We start from the raw sequence: 6,332 nt of genomic DNA, 5'->3' as shown, positions 1-6,332 counted from the left end.
TCTAGACCTGTCTTCCGCACATGGGGTTTCGATGTGTTGACCGGCCTGGTTTCTGATCAAGGTGGCTGGGTCGGGTCGACACCGAGGATGTCGAGGAGGTGCTGGTGCAGAGCCGAGGGGCGGGGGATGTAGGCGACCTGGTCGCTTTGGGCGGGCACGAGGCGCAGCCTGCTCAGCGTGCCGAAGACGAGTGCTCCGGTGGGGCGGGCGGGACGGCCGGCGTAGAGGCCGGGGATCTTCCCGTCGGGGCCGGCGCCGAGCCGGGCTTGGCGCTCGACCAGGCAGAAGATGAGCAGGGCCAGGCAGATCACGTGGATGAGGGCGTGGATCCGCTGGTTGGAGTGCAGGAACATCGGCGTGACCGCGAGCGGGCCCTTGAACGTGCCGTAGCGCCGTTCGGAGACCTCCTGGCCCTTGTAACGGGCGAGGACCTCGGCGGGACCGATCTCGGGGTCCAGGTTGGTCAGCAGGGCGTACCAGCCGTCGATGGTGGCCTCGGCGTCCAGGGCGGCCTGGTCGAAGTGCCAGGCCAGGGCCGGTTTCCCGGTGTCCGGGTCGACGCTGGTGGCCGCGACGAGGTAGCGGGAGACACGGTGCTTCGTCGCGAGGAGGGTCAGGCGGGCCTGCACCGCCGCCTCGGTGCGGTAGAGGTGGTGGCTGCCGGCGGCGCGGGCGAGGGTGTCGAGGTCGTCGCGGGCGCGGGCGAGCTTGAGCGCGCGGGCGGCCTGCGCGGCCTGCGCGTTCGCGGACGACCAGACGAACACCGTGCGCACGGTGACCGGCGGGTCCTTCTTGCGGGGCCCGCGCAGGGTGGTCACGCCCTCGCGGGCGCGGTAGGCCGCCCGCTCGTGGATCGGCTTGTCGCGGTCCCGGGCCGCGACGTGGTCGATGATCGTGGCGGTGGCCCAGTCCTGGCTGGCCAGGACGTCCGCGGGCACGACCGCCTTCGGCGCCGGCGCGAGGAACGTGACTCCGGGCGTGGACGTCAGCGCGGTCAGGTTGCCGTAGGAGACGAGCTTCGTGTCCCCGACCAGCAGGAAGCGCCTGGGGCCGGCGAGCTGGGTCAGCGCGCGCATCGCGCCGGTGACCTGGGAGACCTCGCCAGCGCCGCCGTCGTAGGCGCGGTGCACCAGCGGGATCCCGCCGTCACCGGTGGTCGCCAGGCCGGTCTGGACCTGCTTGAGGTCGGGCCGGCGGTCCTTGGGACGGCCGTACTTCGGGGTCGCGTAGTCCTCGTCGACCTCGGGGTAGGCACCGTGCAGCGAGATCGACGTCATGTCCCAGTGGACGCGGGAGACGTCGAGGCCGAACGCGGCGATCGCCGCGGCGCCGACCGAGCCGACGACGGCCTCGCAGACCGGGGCGAGCGCGTCAAGCGCCCGACCGACCCGGTCGTCGTTCAGAACGTCCGGCGCGACGCCGAACACCTCCTCGACCGCCCACTCCCGGGCCCACGTCGCGACGTGCAGCAGCGGGGTCGGCGAGGTCAGCCGGTTGGCGACCAGCGCGGCGATGACCTCGCCGTGGGTGGCCCGGTTGACCTTGTCGCGGATCGGGGCGAGCCGATCGATCGTGTCCACGAGGCCGAGGCGGTCCAGGTAGTCGCGCACGACGGGGAGCGCGCCGAGCGGCTTCTCGACGCTCGGCGGCCCGTAGTCCCTGGCGACCGACACAGCCACGAACAGTCCCAGACCCGTCACTACGGATCGCGATCATCCCGACGTGGTCCGAACAAGGGATCAAGCAACTGTCTCACCGCACGGACGTGCGGAAGACAGGTCTAGAAGGACTCGGGCGTCACGCGGGGGCGGGTGACCAGGGTGACGACGTCGGCGGCGACCTCGGCCAGGCGGGTGCCGATGCGCCGGATCTCATCGCCGGTGACGTGGCGGCCGAACATCATGACGAGCAGGCTGGCGAGGACACGGCCGTCCGAGCCGAGGAGCGGGACGGCGATGTGGTTGACCTGGTAGGTCGCCGCCGTATCCAGGTCGTCAACGAAGTAGCCGACCTCGGACAGGCGCGCGGCGGCGAGGCGGCGCAGCGCGGCGAGGTCCACAGCTCCCGCGGTGGCCCGGATGCGATGAAGGTCGACGGCTGCCGGGTGAGTCGGCGGGATCTCCCTGGTGGCGATGAAACCGAGGCGCCGCCCGGCCTGCAGCGCCCGCCGCAGCGCCCTCCTGGTCTCCTCGGACAGGGGCACGAGGCTCCGGTCGAGCCAGCCGTCGACGTCTGTCGCCCGGCCCCAGGCGACGAACGGCGCGCCCCAGGGCGGCGCGAACGGCATCCGGGCGCCGACCTGGCTCAGGCCGTAGGTCGGGTCGGGGTTGCCGACGCGTTCCAGGACGACGAGCTGGTCGTTGTCGACCGCGAGCACCGAGCAGGAGACGTCGAACTCGGCCGTCACCCGGGCCAGCGCGCCGAGCGCGGGCCTCAGGTCGACGAAACCACTGAGAACAGCCTGGCCCGCGGTGATCAGCGCCGGGCCGAGCCGGTAGGCGCGCGTCTTCGCGTGTTGGACGAGATAGCCGTGCTCGACGAGGGTGTCGGCGATCGCCAGGCAGGTTCCCTTGCTGATACCGACCTCACGCGCGAGCTCGGAGAGGCCGAAACCCCGGTGCGGACAGCGAACCAGCACGTCAAGGAGCCCAACCACACGCAGGGTCGGATTCGACGTCGCCATCTAGGCCTCACCTTTCTTCGATGACCGGCCTGACCGGGCCGGGCACCACGGGCGGGTTGGGCCAGCGGCCCGGGGGCGTGGGGCCGGATGCCGGCCCGGTGAGCTCGACGAGCCCACCGGGCCGGGCAGTGGCAGTGGACGCGGTTCCTATGCCTTGTGGCCGACGGCCGCCTCGTAGAACGACCGGTCGACGACCTTGGACTCCTCCAGGGGCGCCTGGTAGCTGAGTGCGCCACTCTTGATCATCGCGTCCTGCAGCCGGGTCGACGTGCCCGAGCGGATCTCCCAGTCCGTGGTGAGCGAGGGCGTCGCGGTGAGCTGGCTGGCAGGCAGTTCGACCACCTTGGCGAGCTCGTCCACGAACGTGGGGTCCGACTTGTAGTCGCCGGCGAACGCCGTGTTGATCGTCCGGACGACCGCGCGGGTGAACGCGACGCCCGCGGCGCGCTTGTCGCCGAGGACTTTCGGGCCGAAGAGCACGCCGCCGAGCGGCTCGCCGGGTGGCTGCCCGCCCAGGTACGTCAGTCCCGGCTTGCCGACCAGCTGGATCCACAGCGGGTCGAGAACCCAGGCGGCGTCGATCCCGCCGTTCTGCAGCGCGGTCACCAGGTCGGCCGCGGGCAGCGTCTTGAACTTCAGGTCGCTGAAGGTGAGGCCCGACTTCTCGGCCTGCTGGACGATCGGGTACATCACCGGGCTGCCGCTGCCCAGGACGCTCGCGAACGTCTTGCCCTTCAGGTCCGCGAAGGTCGCCGGCCGGCCGTCCACATCGCGGGCCCAGACGCCGGTCTTGCTCGTGGTCGGCGCCGAGAAGTTGCCCATCACCCAGCGGATCCCGAAGCCCTGGTTGACCGCGTTGAAGAAGGCGCCGTCGGGGGCTCCGACCATGACGTCGGTCTGCCCCTGCGCGAGCAGGTTGAGACCGTCGGCGGACGGCACCTGGCGCAGCTCGACGTCCAGGTTCTCCTTGGCGAACTCACCCTTGTCGATCGCCCACCGGATCGGCGCGATGAACTCCGCCTTCGGCGTCGCGGCGGTTACGACGATCTTGGTCTTCGTCGGTAACGGGTCCGGCGCCGGCGCGTTCGCCGCGCAGCGGGCCGGCTTGCGGGTGGGGGAAAGGTCGGTCGGGTTGGTCCAGCCGTTCTCACAGCCGGCGACCGCCACGATCGGCGCGGCCGACGCGGGCGTGAACGTCGAGTTGCCATCGCCGCCACCACACGCGGTCAGCCCGATGACGGCCGAAAGCACGGGTAAGAGCAGCAGCGATACACGTCGTCTGGATCTCATCAGGGTCCTTCCTGAAGGTGGGGAGATCGGGGCGGGAACGCGACGGCGACCGGCTGGGATGACCAGCCAGGGCGGGGGCAGGCGCCGGGCGCGCCGGGTAGGCGGCGACAGGGGCCAGGCGGGCGGCGGGCGGGGTGCACCGGTGCCGAGGCTGGCCTCGGCGATGAGCCGAGCAGCGAGCTGAGCCAGGAGAGGACAGGAGAGGCGTTGAGCGACGAGCCCGCGGATGTCTCAGGGCGTCGTCGACCGGCGCGGTGGGCAGGCCTGCCGGCGCCGCGACGACGATGTGTCAGATGCAGATCAAAGAGGTGGACGAGGACCGGGACGAGGGCGGGACGCTGGACCGGTGCGCCAGCCCCCGCGGGCGACTGCCAGCTCCAGGGGGCGACTTGGCCAGGGCGGCTGGTTCGCTAGCCGCGAGCGCGTTCGTGGTCGGCGGGCGCCCACCTGGTAACCCGACGGCCGACCAGGCGCACCAGCTCGGCGAAGAGCACACCCTCGATCGCGACGACCACGATGCCCACGAACATCTGGTCGTTGATGAACAGCGTCCGCGACTGGAAGATCAGATAGCCGAGGCCGTTGTCGCCGACGATGAACTCCGCCGCGATGATGACGAGGAACGCCACACCGGCCGCGACCCGCATCGCGACGAACATCTGCGGCAGCGCGGCCGGGACGAGCACATGGCGGAACATCTGCCATCTGTTCGCCCCGAAACAACGGCCCGCCTCGCGGTAGCCATCCTCCACGGCGATGATCGCCGACATCGTCGAGATCCAGACGAAGAAGAAGACCGTCACCGCCACGAGCGCGATCTTCGGGCCTTCACCAAGGCCGAACATCGTCAGGAAGATGGGCAGCAGCGCGAGCTTGGGCACGACGTACAACGCGTCCAGGGTCGGCTCCAGCGCGACCTGGATGAGCCGGACCGAGCCCATCGCCAGCCCGAACAGCACGCCGGCCAGCGTGCCGAGGGCGAAGCCGGCGAGCACACGGAAGGTGGTATGCCAGATATCGCCCCACAGCTTGCCGTGGCCGAGCATCTGGCCGCCGGTCCGGACGATGTCGGTGGGCGACGGGTAGAGCCGCGAGTCGACCCAGCCAAGCCCGCTGGCCGCCTGCCAGAGGCCGAGCAGCACCACCGGCACGCCGACGGCGAGACCGATCTCGACGACGGCGCGCCGGCGCGCCGTGCCGATCGGGTCCCGCTCGGCACGCCCAGGCGCCCGGACGAGAAGCTCCTCGGCCGCGAGGACCTGCGTCTGCGCCCCCGCCATCTCAGGCTCCCTTCGCGGCGGCGGGTGGCCTGGCCACGCCGTCCCAGGCGGTGGTCGTGGCGGCTCCAGGCGCTCCAGGCGCCCCGGTCTCGACCTCGCCGCGCAGCAGCGTCCACAGCTCGCCACGGAATGCGGCGAACTCGGCGGACTCTCGGACCTCGGCGGACCTCGGCCGCGGGAAGGGCGGTACCCGTTCGGCGAGGATCCGGCCCGGCCGCGCGCTCATGACGACGACCCGGTCGCCCAGCACGATCGCCTCTTCCAGGCTGTGGGTCACGAAGAGAACCGTGCGCCGCTCCGCCTGGCAGATGGCGAGCAACTCGTCCTGCAGGATGGTGCGCAACTGCGCGTCCAACGCCGCGAACGGCTCATCCATCAGCAGGATCTCGGGCTCGACGGCGAGTGCCCGGGCAATCGACACCCGCTGGCGCATACCTCCCGAGAGCTGGCGCGGGTAGGCATACGCGAACTCCCCGAGCCCCATCCGCTCGAGCCACATCCGAGCCCGTTCCCGGGCTTCCTTGCGCGGCACGCCGCGCACGTCGAGACCGAACCGGACATTCGCCTCGACCGTCTTCCACGGGTAGATGCCGTAGTCCTGGAAGATCATCGCGGCTGGGTTCGGGGAGCCGGCACGCACCTCGACGGTTCCCCCGGTCGGGCGTACCAGGCCGGCGACGATCCGCAGGAAGGTGGACTTCCCGCAGCCCGACGGCCCGACGACGCAGACGAACTCCCCGTCGCCGACCGTGAGGTCCAGCGGGCCGAGCGCGTGGACGGCCTTGGCCCCGCGGCCGAACACCCGCTCCGTGCCGACGGCTCGGATCTTTGGCCTCGGGCCCAGGCCGGCTAAAGCAGGCCCACCCGCCTCCGACGACGCCTGAACAGTCATGGAACACCGCCCTGTCAGCGTGGCTGCCAGACGATCCGTTCACTGTTCCGAACGCTCGGTTCAGTACTTCGACCGCCTGGTCAAAATGCTGAACCGACTGTAGGCCGATCACCCAACCACATCAACCCCTATATGAAAGTTCGGGAGCGGGTAGCCCACCCGCCGAACGCGGATGGGCCCGGCGCGA

At 71.0% G+C, this 6,332-nt stretch carries 5 protein-coding genes; all 5 read right to left on the bottom strand.

Annotated elements, in window-relative coordinates; translation table 11 throughout:
• Nucleotides 1–56: 56 nt before the first annotated feature.
• Entirely contained in the window at nucleotides 57–1,679 is a 1,623-nt protein-coding gene (locus QOZ89_RS44280; protein ID WP_312626674.1) for an IS1634 family transposase, read from the bottom strand.
• 101 nt (nucleotides 1,680–1,780) lie between these two features.
• A complete protein-coding gene (locus tag QOZ89_RS44275; protein WP_071053589.1) occupies nucleotides 1,781–2,683 on the bottom strand; it encodes an IclR family transcriptional regulator in 903 nt (300 codons plus the stop codon).
• A gap of 147 nt (nucleotides 2,684–2,830) precedes the next feature.
• Complete coding sequence (locus tag QOZ89_RS44270) at nucleotides 2,831–3,973, bottom strand: ABC transporter substrate-binding protein (RefSeq protein ID WP_071053588.1); 1,143 nt, start codon at nucleotides 3,971–3,973, stop codon at nucleotides 2,831–2,833.
• Between the two features lie 410 nt (nucleotides 3,974–4,383).
• Nucleotides 4,384–5,253: an ABC transporter permease gene (locus QOZ89_RS44265; protein ID WP_071053587.1), complete on the bottom strand. Its 870-nt coding sequence runs from the start codon at nucleotides 5,251–5,253 to the stop codon at nucleotides 4,384–4,386.
• A gap of 1 nt (nucleotide 5,254) precedes the next feature.
• The gene (locus QOZ89_RS44260) at nucleotides 5,255–6,145 is read right to left on the bottom strand and encodes an ABC transporter ATP-binding protein (RefSeq protein ID WP_071053586.1); all 891 of its coding nucleotides are present in this window, start codon (nucleotides 6,143–6,145) and stop codon (nucleotides 5,255–5,257) included.
• Nucleotides 6,146–6,332 lie beyond the last annotated feature (187 nt).

The organism is Pseudofrankia coriaricola (assembly GCF_032027725.1).
Classification (GTDB): Bacteria; Actinomycetota; Actinomycetes; order Frankiales; family Frankiaceae; genus Pseudofrankia.
Note: the sequence above shows the minus strand (reverse complement) of the source record. Positions and strands in the feature narration are given on the sequence as shown.

Excerpts from the sequence above, each read along its gene's own strand:
- QOZ89_RS44275 (WP_071053589.1), bottom strand. The coding sequence starts at position 2,683 with ATGGCGACGTCGAATCCGACCCTGCGTGTGGTTGGGCTCCTTGACGTG.
- QOZ89_RS44270 (WP_071053588.1), bottom strand. The coding sequence starts at position 3,973 with ATGAGATCCAGACGACGTGTATCGCTGCTGCTCTTACCCGTGCTTTCG.
- QOZ89_RS44265 (WP_071053587.1), bottom strand. The coding sequence starts at position 5,253 with ATGGCGGGGGCGCAGACGCAGGTCCTCGCGGCCGAGGAGCTTCTCGTC.
- QOZ89_RS44260 (WP_071053586.1), bottom strand. The coding sequence starts at position 6,145 with ATGACTGTTCAGGCGTCGTCGGAGGCGGGTGGGCCTGCTTTAGCCGGC.